Origin of the sequence: Methylocystis sp., assembly GCF_051061285.1 — a bacterium.
Classification (GTDB): Bacteria; Pseudomonadota; Alphaproteobacteria; order Rhizobiales; family Beijerinckiaceae; genus Methylocystis.
Genome location: NZ_JBPFEA010000006.1, coordinates 46042 through 67891 on the forward strand (window position 1 = coordinate 46042; position 21850 = coordinate 67891).

Sequence of the window (21850 nt, forward strand, 5' to 3'; positions counted from 1 at the left end):
AAGCCAATGCGCGACGCCGCTTCGCGCTTGGTTACAATCGCTCGCGCTTGATCCGATTTGGTCGGACTCCGGAACAGTGGGACATATTTCTCGCTTCTCGAATTAGCCTCCCAGCTTTGCCGTCACTGTGCGGGGGCGCGCAACCTTCGATCGGCCTTTCCGGGTTGAACATGATGTTCCGCCGGACAGACTCGCCGAGTCGCAGGCGCGACCATAGTTGTATCGGGTGACGCGTTATGCGGCGCATGAGTGGAACGGCCATGCCGGAGGCGAAATCAGGCCTTGAGCGGGCGTCGATGCGCCCCGTGGAAGACGCCCAGGAGATCGTTCTTGAGGTCGTCCGCGGTCTCGTCATCGAGTTGCATCCGGATATGGTCGAGTCGCGTCTCGTGCAGCTCGACAGCGACCTTGATCGCGATTTGGCGCTGGATAGCCTGACCCGCGCCGAGCTGTTGCTGCGGCTCAACCGCAAATTCAAGGTGCAGCTCTCCGAACGGCTCCTCGGAGAGGTCAGCCGTCCCCGCGATCTCCTCAACGCCGTTCTCGCGGCCGGCGCCGCGGTCGCCCCTGCGTCGCCTCGTCCAGTCCCCCATCTTACGCTCGAGTCTGTGGACGAACCGCTCCAGGCCAAAACGCTGGTCGAGGCGCTGGCTCAACACGCAAAGCGGCATGGCGCGCGCGAAAATGTTCTGCTTTGGCGCGCTGAAGGGCCTCCGGAGCCTCTGACGTATCACGACCTCTATCACGCCGCCCGGGCCGCAGCTGGCGGCCTCATCGAACGAGGCGTTGGCTCAGGCGATCGCATCGCGATCATGCTGCCGACGAGCCGTGATTTCTTCGTCGCCTTTTTCGCGGTTTTGTTCTGCGGCGCTGTTCCCGTTCCGATTTACCCGCCATTTCGTCTATCGCAGATTGAGGATCATCTGCGCCGCCAAGCCGGCATATTGTCGAACGCTGAGGCCTGTGCGCTGATCACGAACGACGAGATCAGAATTGTCGGACGCTTGCTCTACGGGCTGGTCGGCGCGCTTCAGCACATCGTGACGATTCCTGAGCTGAGCTCTGCGGCGCCTTTGCCCACGCCATTGCCGGCGCCGCCCGACGCGACAGCGCTCATTCAATACACCTCGGGCAGCACAGGCGACCCTAAGGGCGTCGTGCTGTCGCACGCCAATCTTCTCGCCAATATTCGCGCCATGGGCGCCGTGTTGAAGGCTTCGTCGGCGGATCGGGTCGTCAGTTGGCTGCCGCTCTATCACGACATGGGGCTGATCGGTTGCTGGCTGGGCAGTCTCTACTATGGAGCGCCTGCGCTGATCATGTCGCCGCTGTCGTTTCTCGTTGATCCGGCTCGCTGGCTGTGGGCGATCGACGCTCACAAAGCGACGATCTCGGCGGCGCCGAATTTTGCGTACGAGCTCTGCCTGAAGGCCATCGACGATACGAAGATCGCCAATCTCGATCTTTCTTCGATGCGTGCGATCATGAACGGTGCCGAACCGGTGAGCCCGACATCAATTGCGCGCTTTGTCCAACGGTTTTCGGCTTATGGCTTTCAGCATCAGATGATGAGTCCCGTCTACGGCCTCGCGGAAAATGCGGTGGGGCTCGCCTTTCCGCCGCTCGGCAGAGGACCGCTCATCGATCGCGTCGATCGGAAAGCGCTCGATCGGGACGGCGTGGCGCGCGTGGCGGACGCCAGCGGCGAGGACGTCGTTTCCTTGGTGGCCTGCGGGCGCCCTCTCCCGCATCACGAGATCCGCATTGTCGATGACTCCAGTCGCGAATTGCCTGAACGCCAGGAGGGACGCATCCAGTTTCGCGGGCCATCCGCAACGCGAGGATATTTCCAAAATCCGGAAAAGACTCGCGCGCTGTTCGACGGCGATTGGCTCGAGACGGGCGACCGCGGCTATGTCGCCGGAGGCGACGTTTTCGTCACCGGCCGCATCAAGGATTTGATCAAGCGCGCGGGGCGCAACATCTATCCGCAGGAGCTCGAAGAGGCTGTCGGGTCGCTTGAAGGGACGAGAAAAGGCTGCGTCGCGGTGTTTCCCGCGCTCGACGCGCGCGCCGGGACGGAACGACTCATCGTGTTGGCCGAAACGCGCCTGACCGAAGACGCGAGGCGGGAATCGCTGCGCAAAATGATCGTCGAGGCGTCCCAAGCCTTGCTTGATCTCGCGCCGGATGAAGTCGTCCTCGTTCCACCGCACACCATCCCGAAGACGTCGAGCGGCAAGATACGACGCTCGGCTGCGCGCGCCATGTTCGAATCCGGCCGGCTGCGCGTGAAAAGCGAGAGCCCACAATTGCAGCTTGTCCGCGTCGCCTTGTCCGGCGCCGGAACTCGGTTGCGCAAAGCCCTGGCCAACCTCGCGACCTCGGCATACAACGGCTACGCATGGAGCGTGCTGGCGTTCATTGGCGCTTTCGTATGGCCGTCCGTGCTGTTGACGCCAAAGCGGACATGGCGTCACCGCCTTGTCAGCGCGGCGGCTCGATCGTTTTTTCGCATGATCGGATGCCCCCTCTCGGTCACGTGCGACGCGCCGCTCCCGCAAGACAACGCGATCCTCGTCGCCAATCATTCCAGCTATCTCGACAGCGCCGTGCTGGTCGCCGTCTGCGCTGGAGAACTCTCCTTCATTGCGAAGGAAGAGCTTGCACATCAGCGCGTCGCCGGTCCCTTTTTGCGGCGACTCGGCGCGATTTTCGTTCGCCGCTCCGATCCGGCAGGCGGCGTCGCCGACGCCAGGGAAGCCTTGAAGTCGGCGCGCGCCGGCGTGCGTCTGGTCTGGTTTCCGGAGGGCACCTTTTCGCGCATGCCGGGACTGCTGGGGTTTCATATCGGCGCGTTTTCCAGCGCCGCGCAGTTGGGGCTACCAATTGTGCCTATCACCATACGCGGCACGCGCTCGATTTTGCGCAGCGATTCATGGCTGTTCAGGCGAGGCCCGATCGCCGTGCATATCGGCGCGCCGATCGCGCCCGAGGGCGACGATTTCCAAGCGGCGATCGCGTTGCGCGACGCCGCTCGCCAAAGAATATTGGAGCGTTGCGGCGAACCCGACCTCGGTCACGAACGCGTGGCGTTGACGGGATGAGTCGACTCGCGACAACGCGCGATCAGCCCCGCGACGCGGCCGTCACCCCACCTGCCCGCGATGGCGCAGGAAATGATCGGCGAGCACGCACGCCATCATCGCTTCGCCCACCGGAACGGCGCGAATGCCGACGCAGGGATCGTGACGGCCCTTGGTGACGATCTCGGTCTCCTTGCCGAAGCGGTCAATCGTTCGCCGCGGCGTCAGAATCGACGACGTCGGCTTCACCGCGAAGCGAACGACGATGGGCTGGCCTGTCGAAATGCCGCCGAGCACGCCGCCAGCGTTGTTCGACAAAAACTCCGGTCCGTTTTGTCCGGCGCGCATCTCGTCGGCGTTGTCTTCGCCGGTGAGTTCGGCGGCGGCGAAGCCCGCGCCGATCTCGACGCCCTTCACCGCATTGATCGACATCATCGCCGCGGCGAGGTCAGCGTCGAGCTTGCCGTAAATCGGCGCGCCCCAACCGACCGGAACGCCCTCGGCGACAATTTCGATCACCGCGCCGATGGAGGAGCCGTCCTTGCGCACTTCGTCGAGATAGTTCGCCCATAATTCCGCCGCGCGCGCGTCGGGGCAAAAGAGCGGATTGCGCTCGACCTCCGCCCAATCGAAATTCGCGCGGTCGATCCTGTGCGGGCCAACCTGCACCAACGCGCCACGAATCGTCACGCCGGCGATGACCTTCCGCGCGACCGCCCCGGCGGCGACTCGCGCCGCGGTTTCACGGGCCGAGGAGCGCCCGCCGCCGCGATAATCCCGGACGCCATATTTCGCGTCGTAGACGTAATCGGCGTGGCCGGGTCGATATTTGTCGGAGATCTCTCCGTAGTCCTTCGAGCGCTGGTCGGTATTTTCGATCAGCAGCGCAATCGGAGTTCCGGTCGTCACCTGTCGGCCATCGCCGTCAGAAAAAACGCCCGAAAGAATCTTCACCTCATCGGCCTCCCGCCGCTGCGTGGTGAAGCGCGACTGTCCGGGCTTGCGCTTGTCCAGAAAGCCCTGGATCTCCTGCGCTTCGAGCGGAATTTTTGGCGGACATCCGTCAACGATCGCGCCGAGCGCCGGCCCGTGGCTCTCGCCAAAGGTGGTGACGCGGAAAAGATGGCCGAAACTATTGTGGGACATGCGATCTTCTAGGCTTGGCGCCGGCGAGCGTCAAACGTCGGTTTCAGCCGCCGACGTCATGACGCGGCGCGCGCGCGCCGTTAAGATAGGCGCATGACCCTCACGCATAAGCCCGTCGGCCCCGGGAGCCATATCTTCCTCGTTGACGGCTCCTCCTTCGTCTTTCGCGCCTATTTCCAGTCGATCCGACAGGATGCGAAATATAACTATCGCTCCGACCGGCTGCCGACCGGCGCCGTGCGGCTGTTCTGCACCAAGCTGTTGCAGTTCGTGCGCGAAGGCGCGGCCGGCGTGAAGCCCACGCATCTCGCCATCATCTTCGACAAGAGCGAGCATTCCTTCCGAAAGGACCTTTATCCCGACTACAAGGCGCATCGCTCCGAACCGCCGGACGATCTCATTCCGCAATTCCCGCTGATGCGCGCCGTCGTGCGCGCGTTCGGCCTCACCCCGATCGAACAGGACGTCTACGAGGCCGACGATCTGATCGCCACCTATGCGACGCAGGCGCAGGCCAAGGGCGCCGACGTGCTGATCGTCTCGGCCGACAAGGATCTGATGCAGCTCGTCGGTCCCGGCGTCAGAATGTACGACCCCGCCTCCGGGACAGCTGGAACGAAAGGCGCGCGCGAAGAACGCCTCATCGGCGAAGCCGAGGTCGTCGACTATTTCGGCGTTCCGCCGGAGAAGGTCGTCGACGTGCAGGCGCTCGCGGGCGATTCGACTGACAATGTGCCGGGCGCCAAAGGCATCGGCGTCAAGACCGCCGCTCAGCTCATCAACGAATATGGCGATCTTGAAACGCTGCTCGCCCAGGCGTCGGGGATCAAGCAGCCGAAGCGACGCGAGGCGCTGACCGAGCCGGATGCGGTCGCGCGCATCCTTCTTTCGAAGAAGCTCTGCGAACTGGTGCGCGACGCGCCGCTCCAAACCCCGCTCGAAGACCTTGGCCTGCATCAGCCGGACGCGGCCAAGCTTATCGCTTTTCTGCAGGCGATGGAGTTCACGACGATCACCCGCCGCGTCGCCGAGCTGTATGGGCTCCAGGCGCAGGATATCGAGCCCGATCCCCAATTTCTGGGCGCCGCCGGCTGGCGCGGGCGCAACGGCGAATTGTCCGAGATCGCGCCGCCCGCTTCTGAAGCGCCGAACCGCACCGAGAAACCGACAAGCGACGCGCTCACGCCCGCGAACCTCGTCGCCACGCGTCTCGCCGAAGCGAAGGCGGTCAAGATCGACCGCTCCAGCTATGAGACGGTCGTCTCGGCCGAGCGTCTGGATGATTGGATCACGGAAGCCGTTGGCGCAGGACTCGTCGCGATTAATGTCGAAACGACCTTGCCGGATCCGATGCGTTGCGAACTCATCGGCGTCTCCCTGGCGACCGCGCCGGGACACGCCTGCTATATTCCGCTTCAGCATCGCTCTGGCGACTCGGCTGACCTTTTTTCCGGCGCCAATTTGGTCGAGGGACAGATCCCGCTCGACGCGGCTCTCGCGCGATTGAAGCCGCTGTTTGAGGACGCCTCGATCCTCAAGATCGCACATAATATGAAGCATGATCTGCTGGTTCTTTCGCGCTACGGAATCGACGTCGCGCCGATCGACGACGCCATGCTCATGTCCTACGCGCTGGACTCGGGACGTCGCGATCATCGTCTCGAAGAGCTGGCGCGCAATTATTGCGGCCATGACGCTCTGACCTTCGCCTCCGTCGCCGGCGCGGGCCGCAATTTTCTCGGCTTTGCCCGCGCTGCGCTCACGGCGGCGACGGAATACGCTGCGGAACAGGCGGACATTTCCCTGCGCCTTTGGCGCGTGCTGAAGCCGCGGCTCTTGGCCGAGCGCATGACCACGGTCTACGAGACCTTGGAGCGGCCGATGGTCGCGACGCTCGCGCGCATGGAGCGAAGGGGCGTCACTGTCGAGCGCGCGACCCTGTCGCGACTCTCCGGCGAATTTGCGCAGGACATGGCGCGTCTCGAGGCCGAGATCTTCGAACTTGCCGGCGAGAGTTTCAACCTTGGCTCGCCCAAGCAGTTGGGCGACATCCTTTTCGGCAAGATGGGGCTGCCCGGCGCGAAGAAGACGGCGACCGGCGCCTGGTCGACCTCCGCAAGCGTTCTCGAAGACCTCGCCGTCGCCGGCAATGATTTTTCGCGCCGCATTCTCGATTGGCGGCAGCTCTCCAAGCTCAAGAGCACCTACGCCGACGCCCTGCCCGGCTATATCAACGCCGAGACCGGTCGCGTGCACACGAGCTATGCGCTCGCCGCCACGACGACGGGACGGCTCTCTTCATCCGAGCCCAATCTGCAGAACATTCCCGTGCGTAATGAGGCCGGCCGCAAAATTCGCAAGGCCTTTGTCTCGACGCCCGGCCATGTGCTGATCTCGGCGGATTACTCGCAGATCGAGTTGCGGCTGCTCGCGCATATCGCCGACATTCCTCAGCTCAGACGCGCCTTCGCCGAAAACCTCGACATTCACGCGATGACGGCGAGCGAGATGTTCAATGTGCCCATCAAGGACATGCCGCCCGAAACGCGGCGCCGCGCCAAGGCGATCAACTTCGGCATCATCTACGGCATTTCCGCCTTCGGCCTCGCCAATCAGCTGAGCATTCCGCGCGAAGAGGCGAGCGCCTATATCAAGCGCTATTTCGAACGCTTTCCCGGCATTCGCGACTATATGGATTCAACGCGCAAGACGGTGCGCGAGAAAGGCGAAGTCTCGACGATTTTCGGCCGAATCTACCACTTCCCCGGCATCTCATCGGCCAATGCGTCAGACCGCGCCTTCTATGAGCGCGCCGCGATCAACGCGCCGATCCAGGGCGCGGCCGCGGACATCATCAGACGCGCCATGATACGGATGGATGACGCGCTCGTTCGCGCCGGTCTCTCGGCGCAGATGCTTCTGCAGGTGCACGACGAGCTTGTCTTCGAAGCGCCGAACGATGAAGCCGAGGCGACGATCGAACTCGCGCGCCGCGTCATGGAGCAGGCGCCCGCGCCCGCCGTCCATCTCGCCGTGCCGCTGAAAGTCGATGCGCGCGCCGCCGCCAATTGGGACGAAGCCCACTGACGCTCTTAAATCGCCTGATCGTCGCTTCCCTGCGCCTCACCCGTCGCAAGTCCAAAATTCAATCGCGACCAGAACCGTTCGTGGAAATAATAGAGCGCGAAGATCGCGATCATTTCAACGCCGGTGATTTCGGCGGCGAGTGCGGCGCTCTGGACGAAGGCGTAAACGATCAGGAAGGTCGAAATGCTCGCCGGCAGGAGCCAGGAGAGCGCCTTCACCAGGCTGCGCGTCGGGGTCGGTCGAAACGACTCCCGCGCCAGCGGCAGTCCTTCCATGGAGGCGTAGCTGAGCTCCGTCAGCGGCGGCGCGACGCGGCCATTCGATGCGGCGACGGCTTTGACCATGCCGACCGCGACCGTTTCATTGGTGATGCGGTCGATGAGAATGAATCCGCCGGTTTCGCGGTTCTCTCCATAGGGATCGCAGGCGATCACGGTCTCGAGCGACAGGCGCGCGCCGCCGATCTCGTTGAAGGCGAGCGTCGACCCTTCAGGGAGCGGCTGCGGCAGGCCGGTTTCGATGTCGATTCGCGCGTCGACCGCGGTCACGGCGGCCGGCGCAGTCTTCGTCCCGAGCTTTAGGAGATAGCTCTTGCCGACGACAAGAGGCTCACGCACCAGCCACAACAGCCTCGCTTCGAGACGATCCCCGGTCTTCGCCGGCGAGACCGGCGAACACAAGAGATCGCCGCGCGAAATGTCTATCTCTTCGGTCAGCGTGAGGGTCGCCGACTGACCGGAAACGGCGCTCTCGAGATCGCCGTCGAAGGTCACGATCCTGGCGACGCGCGTGTCGCGCCCCGAGGGCAGAACGCGCACGATGTCGCCCGGCTGAATATTGCCGCCGCTGATGAAGCCCGAGAAGCCGCGGAAGTCGAGATTGGGCCGATTCACCCATTGCACGGGCATGCGGAAGGGCGCGATCCGCGTGGCGTCCTCCACGGCGACGCCCTCAAGATAGGAGAGCAGCGGCGGCCCATCGTGCCAAGGCATATTGGCGCTGTGGTGGACAAGATTATCGCCATCCTTGGCGACAAGCGGCGCGACGTAAATGGACGCGAAGCGAAGATGGTCGGCGAAGGCATGAAAATCCGCTTCGATCTTACGGAACACCTCTTCACTGTAGCCGACGAGATCCATCTTATTGACCGCGACGACGACATGGCGGACGCCGAACATCGAGGTGATGACGCTGTGACGCCGCGTTTGCGGCAGAATGCCCTTGCGCGCGTCGACAAGCAGAATGGCGAGTTCCGCGGTCGAGGCGCCGACGGCCATGTTGCGGGTGTATTGCTCGTGGCCAGGCGTGTCGGCGACGATGAACTTGCGCATGTCGGTCGCGAAATAGCGATAGGCGACGTCGATGGTGATGCCCTGTTCGCGCTCGGCCGCAAGCCCGTCGACGAGCAAGGCGAAATCCAGCTCTTCGCCCTGAGTGCCATGCTTTTTCGAATCGCTTTCCAGCGCCGCGATAATGTCGTCCGGCGCAAGATCGGCGTCGTACAGCAGACGACCGATCAGCGTCGATTTGCCGTCGTCGACCGAGCCGCAGGTGATGAATCGCAAGAGCGGCTTTTCGCCGACCAACCGCGCTGGCGCGCGCGACGGCGATGCGGCAGCGACGGCGCCGTGCATGTTAGAAATATCCTTCCTGCTTCTTTTGCTCCATGGAGCTGGAGCCGTCGTGGTCGATGAGCCGCCCCTGGCGCTCCGAGGAGCGGCTTTCGCGCATCTCCGTAATGATCTCTTCGAGACTGGCCGCATCGCTTTCGATGCCGCCGGTCAACGGATAGCAGCCGAGCGTACGGAAGCGCACCATCTTATGTTCGATCGATTCGCCGGGCGCGAGCTCCATGCGCGCGTCGTCGACCATGATGAGCGTGCCGCCACGGCGCACGACCGGCCGCTCCTTGGCGAAATAGAGCGGAACGACGGGGATGTTCTCGCGCGCGACGTAATCCCAGATATCCGCCTCGGTCCAATTGGACATCGGGAAGACGCGCAGGCTCTCGCCGGGCGCCTTTCGCGTATTGTAGAGACGCCAGAATTCCGGGCGCTGATTCTTCGGGTCCCAGCGGTGCTGCGCCGTGCGAAAGGACAGCACGCGCTCCTTGGCGCGGGATTTTTCCTCGTCGCGGCGCGCGCCGCCGAAAGCGGCGTCGAATTTATACTTGTCCAGCGCCTGCTTCAGCGCCTCGGTCTTCATGATCTCGGTGTGAAGCTTCGAGCCATGAACGAAGGGGCTGATGTTCATCTCAACCCCTCTGGGATTGATATATTCGATGAGTTCGAGGCCAAGCTCTTTCATGCGACGGTCGCGAAACTCGATCATCTCGCGAAATTTCCAGGTCGTATTGACATGGAGCAGCGGAAACGGCGGCTTGGAGGGATAAAAGGCCTTCATGGCGACGTGCAGCATCGCCGCCGAATCCTTGCCGATCGAATAGAGCATCACCGGCCGTTCGCACTCAGCGACGGTCTCGCGCATGATATGGATGCTCTCGGCCTCGAGGCGATCGAGATGGCCGAGCGGACGTGTCGCAAGCGCCGTCATAGGCTTCTCGCCTCTTGCGGCGCCCCGCGTCGCAACACGCCGTCGTCGCCGACATGAAGGCCGCATTCCTTCTTGTTGTCTTCTTCCCACCACCAGCGTCCGGCGCGTTCGTCCTCGCCGGGCAGCACCGCGCGCGTGCACGGCGCGCATCCGATCGATAGAAATCCCTTGGCGTGGAGATCGTTGATCGGCACTGAAAACTCCTCGACCGCGGCGACGACCGCGTCGCGCGTATAATCGGCCAGCGGATTGAACTTGAGCACCCTGTGGGTCTCATCGAAGGCGATGAGCGGCGCCTCGGCGCGCGCCTGCGACTGGTCCGCTCGAAGCCCCGTCACCCAGCCAGAAACGCCGGCGAGCAGCCGCGACAACGGTTCAACCTTGCGAACATGACAGCAGGCCTTGCGCGCGTCCACGGACTTATAAAAGCCGTTGATCCCCTGCTCCTCGATGAGCGCTTCGAGCGGCGCGGCCTGCGGGTAAACCGCGCGAATACGCCGCGCATAGCGCGCTTCGGTGCGCTCCCACAGCGCATAGGTTTCGGGAAAGAGCCGGCCGGTGTCGATCGTCGCGACGTCGATATCGAGGCCCTGCGTGAAGATCGAATGCGCGATGAGCTGATCCTCGACGCCGAAACTCGTGGTGAAGACGATCCGGCCGGGAATGAACTCGCGCACGAGCAGCAAACGATGATCGAGATCGAGCGGCGCCAGTCGCGGCGCCAGCGTTTCGGGGATCGAAGGCTTCATGACCGCATCGCCTTTCGGCGCGCTTCGAGGATCGAGCCGCGCCCGGCGTAGCCGCGCTGATAGCTCATTGAATAGGCGTTGAGCGCGGCGCGCCATTGTTCTTCATCCTGGCGATCGGCGAGATCGTCTGGAATTTCGATCGTATCGAAGCCGCAGCCGATCGCGTGAGGATATTGGTCGGCGACGAGACGCCCGCTGGCGCGCAACTCGCCTTTAAACTCCGCCCGCCGCAGCAGGCGCGCCAAAGAGAAGCCGCGACCGTCAGCGAAAGCCGGGAAAGTGATCGAGATGAGGTCGAGCCGCGGCAAGGCGGCGATGAGCGCCGACGGTTCCGTCGTGTTCGGAACAATCACGCCAAATGTGGCCGTCGGCCCAAGGACCTCCACGGCATGTTCGAGTCGCGGCAACGATACGATGAACTTGCCGGTCTTCGGCAGCGCTTCCTCGTCGGCAAGCCGGCGCCATGTATCTTCAATGAAGCGGCCGTCAGATATCAGCGCCATCTTCGCCCTCCCGACGCAGAACGTCTTTGAACCGCGCATGGCCGATGCGGCGCCAGGTGTCGATGAAGGCTTCGCCCTCCTCGCGTTCGGCGAGATAGTAGTCGACGAGGTGTTCGACGACGTCGGGCACCTGCTCGGCGGTGACGCCAGGTCCCAGAATCTCGCCGATCGACGCGGAGAAGGTCGGGTCGCCGCCAAGTGTGATCTGATAGGATTCCTGGCCCTTCTTCTCCAGCCCGAGAATGCCGATCGCGCCGACGTGGTGATGGCCGCAGGCGTTGATGCAGCCTGAGATCTTGACGCCGAGCTTGCCGATGCGCCGCTGCCTGGACATGTCGGAAAAGCGCTTCGAGATCGCCTGCGCGATGGGAATCGAGCGGGCGGTGGCGAGCGAGCAATAGTCGAGACCGGGGCACGAGATGATGTCGGAGACGAGGCCGGCGTTCGCCGTCGCGAGCCCGGCGGCGTCGAGCATAGTCCACAGGGCGAAAAGATCGTCCTGCTTCACATGCGGCAGGATGATGTTCTGCTCATGGCTGACGCGCAACTCGCCGAAGCCGAAGCGTTCGCTCGCCTCGGCCAGCACCCGCATCTGATCGGACGTGGCGTCGCCGGGGACGCCGCCGATGGGCTTCAATGAAACGGTGACGATGGCGTAGCCGGGGATCTTATGCGCGCCGACATTGACGTCGACGAAATTGGCGAAAGCCGGCGTCTCCAGTTTCGCGGCGCGCAGCAAGGCGGACGTCGCCGGCAGCGAGTCATAGGGCGGCGGCGCGAAGAAGGCGGCGATGCGCTCGAATTCCGCGGAGTCGTGGGCAAATGCCGAGCGGTCCATCGCCGCGAACTCGGCTTCGACCGCGGCGCGGATTTCGTCGATTCCCTTCTCGTGGACGAGAATTTTGACTCGCGCCTTGTATTTGTTGTCGCGTCTGCCGAAGCGGTTATAGACGCGCAGGATCGCCTCGAGAAAGGCGAGCAGATCCTCGCGCGGCACGAAGTCGCCGACGACCTTGCCGATAAAGGGCGAACGGCCGAGTCCGCCGCCGACCACGACCTGATAGCCGATCTCGCCCGTATCGTTCTTGACGATGCGCAGGCCGATGTCATGCACCAGAATGGCGGCGCGATCATGCGCGGCGCCCGTCACCGCAATCTTGAACTTGCGCGGCAGGAACGAGAACTCCGAATGCAGGCTCGACCATTGGCGGAGAAACTCGGCGGTCGGCCGAGGATCTTCGATCTCGTCCGGCGCGACGCCGGCGAAATGATCGGCCGTCACATTGCGAATGCAGTTGCCCGACGTCTGGATGGCGTGCATCTCGACGTCCGCCAGCGATTCCAAAATGTCCGGCGTATCGACGAGCTTGGGCCAATTGTACTGGAGGTTCTGGCGCGTCGTGAAATGGCCGTAGCCCTTGTCCCATCTATCCGCGATATCGGCGAGCCGGCGCATCTGCCGCGCCGTCAGCGTGCCATAGGGAATAGCGACGCGCAGCATATAGGCGTGGAGCTGCAGATAGAGCCCGTTCATCAACCGGAACGGACGGAACTCCTCTTCCGTCAGCGCGCCGGAAAGCCGCCGATTGACCTGCTCACGAAACTCCGCCACCCGTTCACGCACAAAAGCCGCGTCATATTCATCGTAGCGATAGGTGGTCATCGGCGCATTGGGCCGCTGCGCCACACGCAGAACGACCGCCGTCATAACGCGCCCTCGCCCGCTTGTTTGCCGAGATCAAGGCGAACGCTCGGTCCCTTCACGCGCATCTTTTCTCGATAATGTAACGGCGTCGGCGCGCCGTCGCTCCCGATCTCGACATCGGCGAGATAGACGTCGACCACGCGATTGGCTGAAATGTCGCGCATGCCCAAGGCTTCGAGCGCGGTCGCCTCGTCGGCCTTCCGGGCGACGCGCGCGCGACGGTGGTCGCGCTCCCAGCCCGAGGGGCCGAGAAACACCACTTCGCCGTCCGTCAAATTCGAGGCGATCAGGATCTGGGGATGTTTGAAGACGGGCATCATGTTTCCTGCGCCAGCTTTAGCCGAAGGCCGCTCATCTCATCGGACCAGATGATCTGGCAGGAGAGACGCGAGTTTTCGTAAAGCATCGGCAATTCATCGAGCTTTTCGACTTCCTCTTCGCGCGGCGGCGGCACGCGCCGGGCCGATTCCGCGTCGAGAACGACGTGGCATTCCGCACATGCAAGAGCGCCGCCACAGGTGTTGACCATGCCGACGCCATGGTCGCGCATGATCTCCATCAGCCGCCAGCCTTCGACGGCTTCGAGTTCATGGACAACGCCGTCGCGATCCTCGACGTGCAGAGTCGGCAGACTCTGCTGCGACGATTCGGCGGGCCGCCGCGCGACGATATTCTCGATATTGCTCATGCCTTGACGCGCCGACCTGGTCCGCGCCAGCGAGTAGCCACGGACGTTCTGTATTTCGAACGCATAAACCTCTAAACCGCACGAATGTCAATTCACGATCTTATTGTGGTGCTTGTGTTTAATAACATATTTGTTGTGTTGTTTTAAGCGCGTCACAATTGGAGCGCCATCCGCAGTTAGCTGAAACAGAACATGACAAGCGCCAAAAACCATGTTTGTTGAGCGCTTGTCATTCACGAACAGCGGCGCCAGCGCGACATGCGATAGGAGCACCCATGGTCAAGAAGCCGGTCAAAATCACCAGGGAAGCGCCAGCCAAACGGGAGCCGGAAAGCCGGCCGCGAAAGGCCGAGGCTCCGGCCGCCGCCGCGAGCGCCGCCGCTCGCCCGGCGGTCATCGTCGTTGGCGCGGACAAGGGCGGCGTCGGCAAAACCACGATCGCCAGAGCCATCCTCGATTTTCTTTCGCTCAATGACATTCATACGCGCGCGTTCGACACCGAGACGCCGCGAGGAACGCTTCATCGCTTCCACCCCGAAGAGACGATGATCGTCGATCTGACCGAACCCGCGGACCAGATGAAGATCATCGACACGCTGAATACGTCGCAGGCCAAGGTCAGCGTCATCGACGTGCGCGCCGGCGGGTTGAGCCCGGCGCTCGGGGCGCTCGACGAAATCGGCTTCTTCGATGCGGTGAAGGGCGGCGAATTCCGCTTCGTGCTGCTGCATGTGATCGGACCCTCCATCGCTTCGCTGGAGGAGATCGCCGAAATCGCGCCCTACGTTGCGGACGCCAATTATTTCATGGTGAAGAATCACGTCAACGACACGACCTTCTTCGAGTGGGATCCACAAACCCACGCGAAATATTTCGAGCATGTCGTCACCTCAGGCGAGATCACGATCCCCAAGCTCAGCGAACTCGCCTACGAGCAGGTCGAGCTGTCCGGCACGCCGTTCTCGACATTCATCGGCAATCAGGATGCGCAGGGCCGGCCGGCGGAGCATTCGTTCGTGTTGCGCGGCTACGTCCGCACGTGGCTGGCGCGCGTCGCAGATGAGTTCGAACGTGTCGGCCTTCTCGATCTTGTTGGCGAGAAGAGGCGATAGAGGGGCGCGGCGGCGGCGCGCATCTCTCCGCGAAGATCACATGGCGCGTCGCACTCTTGCGTTCTTCGTTTGCTCGCCGCACTCGCGAACAGGCGTGACGACAGCGGCGCGTTTGCTGACCGATTATTATTTGTCGCGCAATGTCGGCGTCGAAGGCTTCGACACGGATTTCCGGGAGCCGCTTTATGCAGTGTTCTTTCCGGAAGCGACGCACATCGTCGACCTCAGCGAGATCAAGGGGCAGATTTCGCTCTTCGACCGCCTGCTCGTCGCCGATGAGACGCCAAAGATCGTCGACGTCTGGCATCGCTCCTATGAGCGCCTGTTCGCGACCATTGCCGAAATCGGCTTTCTCGAAGAAGCGCGGCGGCGCGGCGTTGAACCGATCGTGCTCTTTCAGACGGATGTCACGGAGAGCGCGGCGAACAGCGCGCTCACCCTCAAGACCACATGGCCGGATCTCACCATGAGCGTCATTCACAATCGCGGTGCCTCGCCGCTCGGCCGCGACTCCTTGGCGATTCTTGCGCGCTATCCCGCGAGCGGCAAATTCGTGATCCCGAGTCTTGAGGCGCCGATCGCGCGCGCGCTCGACGACGTCGATCTGTCACTGTCCCGCTTCATGAGGGAGCCGCCGCCAGGAATGTCGCTCGTGGTTCGCGCGGCGCTCAAAGCATGGCTCTTGCCGATCTTCACTCAGTTTCAAAGCTTCGAACTGCGACTTGAGCTGCAGTCGAGCGAATGGCTTCATTAAGGGACGCGCCCCGTGGAATACCGCAAACTCGGCGACAGCGATCTCTCCGTCTCCGCCATCTGTCTCGGCTCAATGACGTGGGGACAGCAGAACAGCGAAGCCGAAGGCCATACGCAATTGGACTATGCGTTCGATTGCGGCGTCAATTTCATCGACACGGCGGAAATCTATTCCATTCCGCCGAGGCAGGAAACTCAAGGCTCCTCCGAGCGTATCATCGGAAGATGGCTCGCCGCACGTAAGAACCGCGACAAGGCGATCATCGCTACTAAGGTCGCCGGCCGCGGCGACGCCAACTGGCTGCGTCCCGGAGGCGCCGGAACGGTTCTCGACGCCAAGAACATCAACTCTGCGATCGAGGGATCGCTGAAGCGGCTGCAGACCGATTACATCGATCTCTATCAATTGCACTGGCCGGATCGTTCGCTACCGCTTTGGGGCGCAGGCGGCACGGTCTATCGACGCCCGACCAGGCGCGACGAAATTCCGATCGAAGAGACGCTCGAAGCGCTTTCGCGGTTGGTTGAGGCCGGCAAAATTCGTCACATCGGCCTTTCCAATGAAACGCCGTGGGGCGTGGCGCGCTTCCTGCGCGCGGCGGAACTCGGCCATGGGCCGCGCGTCGTCTCGATTCAAAACGCCTACAACCTCGTCAACCGTACCTTCGAGATCGGTCTCGCTGAGTTCACTGAGCGCGAGCGCGTCGGATTGCTCGCCTATTCGCCGCTCGCGCAAGGATACCTCACCGGCAAATATCAAGGCGGCGCGCGGCCGCCCGGCGCCCGCACGACGCTGTTTGAGCGCGCGCAACGTTATGAAAAGCCGGAAGTCGAACACGCGGTCGCCGCCTATCTGACGCTCGCGCAAGATATGGGAGTCGATCCGGCGCAGCTCGCCATCGCCTTCGTGACGTCCCGGCCCTTCGTGACGTCGAATATTATTGGCGCGACGACGATGGCGCAGCTCAGAACCGACCTCACGTCGGTGGAGTTCAGGATCACGCCTGAAATCGAGCGGCGTATTGACGCCATCCACCATCTCCACAGCAACCCTGCGCCATGACCGGAAGCGCAACTCTTCGCGAGGAGACGCCGGAGGATCATTCCGCCATACGCGGGCTGCTTGTTGCGGCTTTCGACCGTTGCGGCGAGGCCGAACTCGTCGAGGCGCTGCGCAAGGAAGGCGACCTGGTTTTTGGCGGCGTCGCGGCTGTCAACGGCGTCATCGTCGGCTACGCCGCCCTGTCCAGGATGAACGCTCCCTTTCCGGCGCTCGGGCTCGGTCCTGTCGCCGTCGCCGCGGCATATCGCGGAAAAGGGATCGCCAACGCCCTTTTGCGCTGGAGCTTGGCGCGTGCGCAGGACGACCAGTGGCGCGCGATTTTTGTGTTGGGCGACGGCGCCTTTTACGGCCGTTTCGGATTTCGACCGGAGCTTGCAGCCGGCTTCGGCACGCCATATGCGGGGCCGCATTTCATGGCGCTGGCGCTTAACGGCGCGATTCCCGCCAAGGAGGGACCGGTAGACTATGCGCCAGCCTTCGGTCGGCTCTGAATCGACGCTCAGGCGTGTCCTGCGTGTGTCGACAGCCGTTCTGGATCGACTCCGATCGAGCGCAACGCGCGCGCATATTTCGTCCCGAGGTCGTGATCGAACAGCAAAGCGGGATCGGTCGGACAATTCAGCCATCCATTGCGCTGAATCTCTTCTTCGAGCTGACCCGGGTCCCAACCCGCATAGCCGAGCGCCAGCAGCGCGCGGTCCGGACCGCGTCCTGCCGCGATCGCGCGCAGAATGTCGATGGTCGCCGTGAGCGAGACGCCGTCGTCGATCGGCAAGGTGGAATTGTCCAGGAAGAAATCCGGCGTATGCAGCACGAAACCGCGGTCGGTCTGCACCGGCCCGCCGGACAGCACCTGGATGTCTTCGGCGCGGCTCGGCAGGCTGATGCGCTCCTGAGGCGCAATCACTTGCAGCTGAACGAGCAAATCGGGAAAATTACGCACACGGGCCGGCTGGTTGACAATGATGCCCATGGCCCCTTCTTCGGAATGGGCGCAGAGATAGATCACCGAGCGCGCGAAGCGCTGATCCAACATGCTCGGCATCGCGATCAGCAATTGGCCGTCGAGAAAGCGGCGCTCCTCGGGACGCCCGCTGCGGCGCTCGCTCACCCTCTCCGCGAAATCTTGCTTCTTTCCGCTCGCCCTCATAGAGTCATGCTACGCCCGCCGCGTGCTCAGGACAAGCGGCGCAGATCACGTAACTGACTGCCTTGACTGGGGGACGGGGGCGCCGAAGGGTCACGATGCGCTCAAAATTCTTTCTCTTCGCGCCGCTAGCCGTCACGCTGGCGCAGAGCTTTCCGGCGGCGTCGCTCGCCGAGAACACAGCCTTCGCATCTGCGATCGTCAAGGGGATGGCGTCGAGCGCTCGGCTGTTGTCCGCCGGCCCGCCGCAGGACGGGGCTTACCGCGCCGCCGTCGAGATCGCGCTCGCGCCGGAAACCATCACCTATTGGCGCCAGCCTGGCGAGTCGGGGTCGGCGCCCGCGTTCGATTTCTCGAGATCGGTCAATGTCGCCAAGGTCGAACCGTCCTTTCCCGCGCCGAAACATATCGACGAGGCCGGAACCATCGTCGCCGGCTATGATGCGCGCGTCGTCCTGCCGTTGAAGGTGACGCCGCGCGATCCCAACGCGCCGGTGACGCTCAATCTCGTGCTCGACTACGCCTCATGCGGCAAGATCTGCCTGCCGGGCCGCGCCGATCTTTCTCTGGAGCTGCCGCGCGCCGGCGCATCGCCGCATGCGGCGGCGATCGCCGAAGCCGAACGCCTGGTGCCAAAGAAACTCAGCGCGGCCGACGCCAAAAAGCGCTTTACGGTTTCGCGCAATAGCGTGGACGGGTCGTGGCGGCTGCGCTACCTTGGACCCGGCAAGGCCGAGGACGTCTTCGCCGAAGCGCCTGAGCCGCTCTTCATTGAAAGCACGCGCGCGGTAGAGGGCTTCGAGCTTAAGCTCTTTTCCGGAAGCAAAACCGCCAAGGCCGCCGACGCGACGCTCACGATCGTCACCGACGCCGGCGCTTTCGAGGCCCCGGCGCGGCTGGAGTGAGCGCGACCGGCCTTCGCCCTACTCCACCTCAGCGTCGATCGGCGTCGCAGCTTCATGGTCGAGCTTGGGCGTGCGCTTGAACGTCGATTTGCGGCCTCGCAGGGTCTGGAGGATCTTCGCGCCATTGGCGAAGGCGAGATAGATCATCAGCGGCGGAATCGACGCGACCGTTTTCACATAATCGGCGATGGTCCCGCGCTTGAGCGCCAGATAGGGCGGCAGCGTGACGCCGAGCGCCACCAGGACCGTCATGAGTCCGATGATCTCCAACATCCCGGCGAAGGGCGCGAGCGATCCGTGCAGGATCACGCCAAGGAAGAAGGCGATGAGTCCGATGGCGGCCGTAGGGAAGAAAATCTGATGGGCGATCAGCGAGATCGCCATCACGCGGCGCGTCAGGCTCCATGGCGAACGCCAGATCGGCAGGACGGTCTTTTGCGCGACCTGCACGAACCCGTTCGACCATCGCCTTTGCTGGCGGCGGAAATCGCGGATTCCCTCCGGCACCTGACCGGGAATCGGCGGCTCGGAGACAAACAGCCCATGCCATCCCTGGAGCGCCGCGCGCACGGTGAGGTCGAGGTCCTCGCACAGTGAGTAGTCGGACCAGCCGCCGGCGTCCTCGACCGTCGCGCGTCGCCAAATTCCGCCGGTGCCGTTGAATTGAAAGAGCCAACCGGCATGCGCGCGTGAGCGCTGTTCGACGATATAATGGCCGTCCTGCACGAGGCCCTGGGCGCGCGTCAGCCAGTTTTTCTCGAAATTCTGGAACTCGCAGCGCGACTGCACGAAGCCGATGCGATCGTCGGTCAGAAAAAGCGGGACCGTTCGCTTCAGCCAATTGGCCGGCGGACGGAAGTCGGCGTCGAGCATTGCGACGAAGGGTTCGTCGGTGAGCGTGAGGCCATGCGCGCAAGCGCCCGCCTTGAATCCCGAGCGATCGGCGCGCCGCACATGGTCGATCACGGCGCCGCCGATACGAAGCTCCGCCGCCACTGCGTCTGCCCGCGCGCTGGTCTCGTCCGTCGAATCGTCGAGAAGCTGGATGCGCAGCCTGTCCTTGGGCCAGTCGAGAAGCGCGACGCAGCGCAACGACTGCTCGGTGACGAGCGGCTCGTTGAAAACGGGGATCTGAAGCACGACCCGCGGCAGATCCGTGTCAGGAATGGCAGGCGCTTCGGGATCGCGCACGCCGCGCAGCTGGTCGTAACAGAAGCGGCCGATGACGATCAGATAGCCGATTCCGATCGCCATCAGGATTGAAGCGCAGACCATCGCGACCGCGTCGACGAGGAATTGAAAAAGCCCCAGCACCAAACGGCCTATCCTTCTTCGTGCGGAACCGGCGAGGGCTTCGCCCCGGCGCGCGCGTTCACGCTGTCCCTCGCCCAAACCACCTGGTCAGTGACCCAGGCGTTCAACCAGACCGCCAGCATCGTCGCCTCGCGGACCACAAACACCGCGGGCGCGGCCCACGATAACTGCCATCCTTTGGCCACAGAAAGCAATGTCTCAAGCGCAAACCACAGCATAAGCGTCGCCGACGCGGCGGCAATTGGCGTGATCCCGACGAGCGGGGCCGCGAGCGCGGAAGCGATAACTGCTGGAACCGCTTGGCATATTGGCTCGGCGAGGAAGGAGATGAGTTCGTCGTTGCGGCGGATAACCATCCAACGCAATTGCCGCTGATAAACATCGTCGAACGCGCGCGCGCCGAGCTCCTGGCGCACAGGCCTGTGAGAAAACACCGGCCGTTTGCCGATCCGCCGCATCGCCTTGGCTAAGGCGTTGTCTTCGCCGACCGTATGGGAAATCGCGTCAAAGCCTCCCGCGCGCAGGAAGTCCGAACGTCGAAACAGCATGATCTTGCCGATGCCATGCCCCTGTCCCAGCGACGAGGCCAGAAACAGAATGCGGGCATGCGGACCGTTAATGATCGCGGCCTCGACATGCGCGGCGAAATTCTCGAGTCGCGCGCAATACGGAATGGCGCAAACGAGCCCGACTTCGTCCGTCAGCTGCCTGACGTGCTGCGCCAGCGCGTCCGGCTCGAGCAGCACATTGGCGTCCTTCATCAGTATGACGTCGTGCGTCGCCTGCATGAACGGCGCATAAAGATTATCGACCTTCGGACTGACGGCGAATTTCGCTGTCGAAAGAAGAATGCGCGAAGGCACAGTCGGGTGACGCGCAAGAATGGCGCGCATGCGCTGGACGGCCGGTCCATCGACCTCGGTTGCGGAGACCGTCACGTCGAAATCGCGGTAATGCTGCGTCAGCGCGGACTCTTGCGTGCGGTCGAACTGGTCCTCGAGCAGCTTGACGGGAAGGACCACGGAGATCGGCGGCTGGTCTCGGCGCGTGGCGCGGCGCGCGACGAGCCAGGGCTGCGCGATGGTCGCCGCGACAGAGACGACAAGCAAAACGACGGCGATCATCCAATAGGCGCCTGCGGCCCAAGTAAGGACGGTGTAGGCCGTCACGAATTCTCCCGTTCCTGCGTTTCCGGCACTTCGGCGGGAAACTGGCGCATGACGCCGTCGACGAGCGCCGCCGGCAAGAGGGAGAAGAGGCGCATCGCCCAATACATGTAACGCGGAAAGGCGATGACGTTGCGACGGCGGTCCAGCCCGTTCTTGATGATGCGCGCGGCTTCTCCGTCGGACATGGCGCTGGGCTGCCAGGATTCGACTCCCGCCGACGCCGACCTCTTTAGGAGAGTGCGCGCCGAAAGGGGCGTCTTCACGATGGTGCGCGCCGACATGGGCGTCTTCACATAACCTGGCACGATCAGCGCGACATGCACGCCATGGGCCGCGAGCTGGGCGCGCAGGGAGTCGGCCCACATGTGCACGCACGCCTTCGCCGCACAATAGGCCGGCGAATGCGGGAGCGCGCGCACGCCGGCCATCGAGCCGACAATAGCGATTCTGCCGCTCTTACGGGCGCACATCGGCAGAATTACCGGCTCGACCGTGTTGAAGACGCCCTCGACATTGATCTTGAGCATTGCTCGGACCGCCTCGGGCGTTTCGAGAAGCTGGCTGGGCGAGAGCCCCGTCGCGACGCCGGCATTGGCGACAAGAATGTCGATCGGGCGCTTTTCATGCGCAGACTGAACGATGCACGCCATCGCTTCGCGATCCCGCACGTCGGCGACGTGAGTCTCCGCCTCTTCTGCGCCGGCTGCGAGACAGGCGCGCGCGGCGGCCTCGAGCCGCTCGGCGTCGCGGCCAAGCAAGACGAGGCTCGCGCCTTCGCGTGCATAGGCGAGCGCCAAGGCGCGCCCAATGCCGCTTGAGGCGCCGGTGATAAGAACCCGAACAGCGCTGTTAGCCATACGCGCGCCCCGC

General features: G+C 63.4%; 19 protein-coding genes. 7 read left to right on the forward strand and 12 right to left on the reverse strand.

Annotated features, from left to right (window positions below; genetic code table 11):
* Positions 1–260: 260 nt before the first annotated feature.
* On the forward strand, positions 261–3107 hold the full coding sequence (locus ACR65T_RS01185) for an AMP-binding protein (RefSeq protein ID WP_434494765.1): 2847 nt from the start codon (positions 261–263) through the stop codon (positions 3105–3107).
* Between the two features lie 42 nt (positions 3108–3149).
* On the opposite strand, the gene aroC is transcribed toward ACR65T_RS01185, so the two are convergent.
* Complete coding sequence (gene aroC / locus ACR65T_RS01190) at positions 3150–4232, reverse strand: chorismate synthase (protein ID WP_434494766.1); 1083 nt, start codon at positions 4230–4232, stop codon at positions 3150–3152.
* 93 nt (positions 4233–4325) lie between these two features.
* Between aroC and polA the strand changes: the two genes are divergently transcribed.
* Positions 4326–7319, forward strand: coding sequence for a DNA polymerase I (gene polA / locus ACR65T_RS01195; protein ID WP_434494767.1), 2994 nt, complete (start codon positions 4326–4328; stop codon positions 7317–7319).
* A gap of 5 nt (positions 7320–7324) precedes the next feature.
* Here the strand turns inward: polA and cysN are convergent, their stop codons facing one another.
* From cysN to ACR65T_RS01230, 7 genes are read right to left on the reverse strand one after another with little or no spacing between them, the layout of a single operon-like run.
* A complete protein-coding gene (cysN, locus tag ACR65T_RS01200) occupies positions 7325–8953 on the reverse strand; it encodes a sulfate adenylyltransferase subunit CysN (RefSeq protein ID WP_434494768.1) in 1629 nt (542 codons plus the stop codon).
* Between the two features lies 1 nt (position 8954).
* A complete protein-coding gene (gene cysD / locus ACR65T_RS01205) occupies positions 8955–9872 on the reverse strand; it encodes a sulfate adenylyltransferase subunit CysD (protein ID WP_196401984.1) in 918 nt (305 codons plus the stop codon).
* Entirely contained in the window at positions 9869–10621 is a 753-nt protein-coding gene (locus tag ACR65T_RS01210; protein WP_434494769.1) for a phosphoadenylyl-sulfate reductase, read from the reverse strand. Before ACR65T_RS01210 ends, cysD begins: the two co-directional genes overlap by 4 nt.
* Positions 10618–11124 carry a DUF934 domain-containing protein gene (locus ACR65T_RS01215; RefSeq protein ID WP_434494770.1) on the reverse strand — a complete coding sequence of 169 codons (507 nt, stop codon included), beginning with the start codon at positions 11122–11124 and terminating at the stop codon, positions 10618–10620. The genes ACR65T_RS01210 and ACR65T_RS01215 overlap by 4 nt, the downstream gene beginning before the upstream one ends.
* Positions 11108–12832: a nitrite/sulfite reductase gene (locus tag ACR65T_RS01220; RefSeq protein WP_434494771.1), complete on the reverse strand. Its 1725-nt coding sequence runs from the start codon at positions 12830–12832 to the stop codon at positions 11108–11110. Before ACR65T_RS01220 ends, ACR65T_RS01215 begins: the two co-directional genes overlap by 17 nt.
* Positions 12829–13149 carry a DUF2849 domain-containing protein gene (locus ACR65T_RS01225; RefSeq protein WP_434494772.1) on the reverse strand — a complete coding sequence of 107 codons (321 nt, stop codon included), beginning with the start codon at positions 13147–13149 and terminating at the stop codon, positions 12829–12831. The genes ACR65T_RS01220 and ACR65T_RS01225 overlap by 4 nt, the downstream gene beginning before the upstream one ends.
* Positions 13146–13517, reverse strand: a complete 372-nt coding sequence (locus tag ACR65T_RS01230) for a 2Fe-2S iron-sulfur cluster-binding protein (protein WP_434494773.1) — start codon at positions 13515–13517, stop codon at positions 13146–13148. Before ACR65T_RS01230 ends, ACR65T_RS01225 begins: the two co-directional genes overlap by 4 nt.
* Positions 13518–13792: 275 nt before the next feature.
* On the opposite strand from ACR65T_RS01230, the gene ACR65T_RS01235 reads away from it, so the two are divergent.
* Genes ACR65T_RS01235 through ACR65T_RS01250 form a run of 4 tightly spaced genes read left to right on the forward strand, consistent with a single transcriptional unit; the run spans position 13793 to position 16936 of the window.
* Positions 13793–14629: a hypothetical protein gene (locus tag ACR65T_RS01235; RefSeq protein ID WP_434494774.1), complete on the forward strand. Its 837-nt coding sequence runs from the start codon at positions 13793–13795 to the stop codon at positions 14627–14629.
* Between the two features lie 40 nt (positions 14630–14669).
* Positions 14670–15383 carry a hypothetical protein gene (locus ACR65T_RS01240; protein ID WP_434494775.1) on the forward strand — a complete coding sequence of 238 codons (714 nt, stop codon included), beginning with the start codon at positions 14670–14672 and terminating at the stop codon, positions 15381–15383.
* Positions 15384–15395: 12 nt separating this feature from the next.
* Positions 15396–16445: an aldo/keto reductase gene (locus tag ACR65T_RS01245; RefSeq protein WP_434494776.1), complete on the forward strand. Its 1050-nt coding sequence runs from the start codon at positions 15396–15398 to the stop codon at positions 16443–16445.
* Positions 16442–16936, forward strand: a complete 495-nt coding sequence (locus ACR65T_RS01250) for a GNAT family N-acetyltransferase (RefSeq protein ID WP_434494777.1) — start codon at positions 16442–16444, stop codon at positions 16934–16936. The genes ACR65T_RS01245 and ACR65T_RS01250 overlap by 4 nt, the downstream gene beginning before the upstream one ends.
* A gap of 8 nt (positions 16937–16944) precedes the next feature.
* On the opposite strand, the gene ACR65T_RS01255 is transcribed toward ACR65T_RS01250, so the two are convergent.
* Positions 16945–17595, reverse strand: coding sequence for a YqgE/AlgH family protein (locus ACR65T_RS01255; RefSeq protein WP_123175727.1), 651 nt, complete (start codon positions 17593–17595; stop codon positions 16945–16947).
* A 95-nt stretch (positions 17596–17690) separates the two neighbouring features.
* On the opposite strand from ACR65T_RS01255, the gene ACR65T_RS01260 reads away from it, so the two are divergent.
* Positions 17691–18497, forward strand: coding sequence for a protein-disulfide reductase DsbD domain-containing protein (locus ACR65T_RS01260; RefSeq protein WP_434494778.1), 807 nt, complete (start codon positions 17691–17693; stop codon positions 18495–18497).
* 18 nt (positions 18498–18515) lie between these two features.
* Here ACR65T_RS01260 and ACR65T_RS01265 read toward each other — a convergent pair whose 3' ends face one another.
* Genes ACR65T_RS01265 through ACR65T_RS01275 form a run of 3 tightly spaced genes read right to left on the reverse strand, consistent with a single transcriptional unit; the run spans position 18516 to position 21837 of the window.
* A complete protein-coding gene (locus ACR65T_RS01265) occupies positions 18516–19811 on the reverse strand; it encodes a glycosyltransferase family 2 protein (RefSeq protein ID WP_434494779.1) in 1296 nt (431 codons plus the stop codon).
* An 8-nt stretch (positions 19812–19819) separates the two neighbouring features.
* On the reverse strand, positions 19820–20980 hold the full coding sequence (locus ACR65T_RS01270) for a glycosyltransferase (protein ID WP_434494780.1): 1161 nt from the start codon (positions 20978–20980) through the stop codon (positions 19820–19822).
* Entirely contained in the window at positions 20977–21837 is an 861-nt protein-coding gene (locus tag ACR65T_RS01275) for an SDR family NAD(P)-dependent oxidoreductase (RefSeq protein ID WP_434494781.1), read from the reverse strand. Before ACR65T_RS01275 ends, ACR65T_RS01270 begins: the two co-directional genes overlap by 4 nt.
* Positions 21838–21850 lie beyond the last annotated feature (13 nt).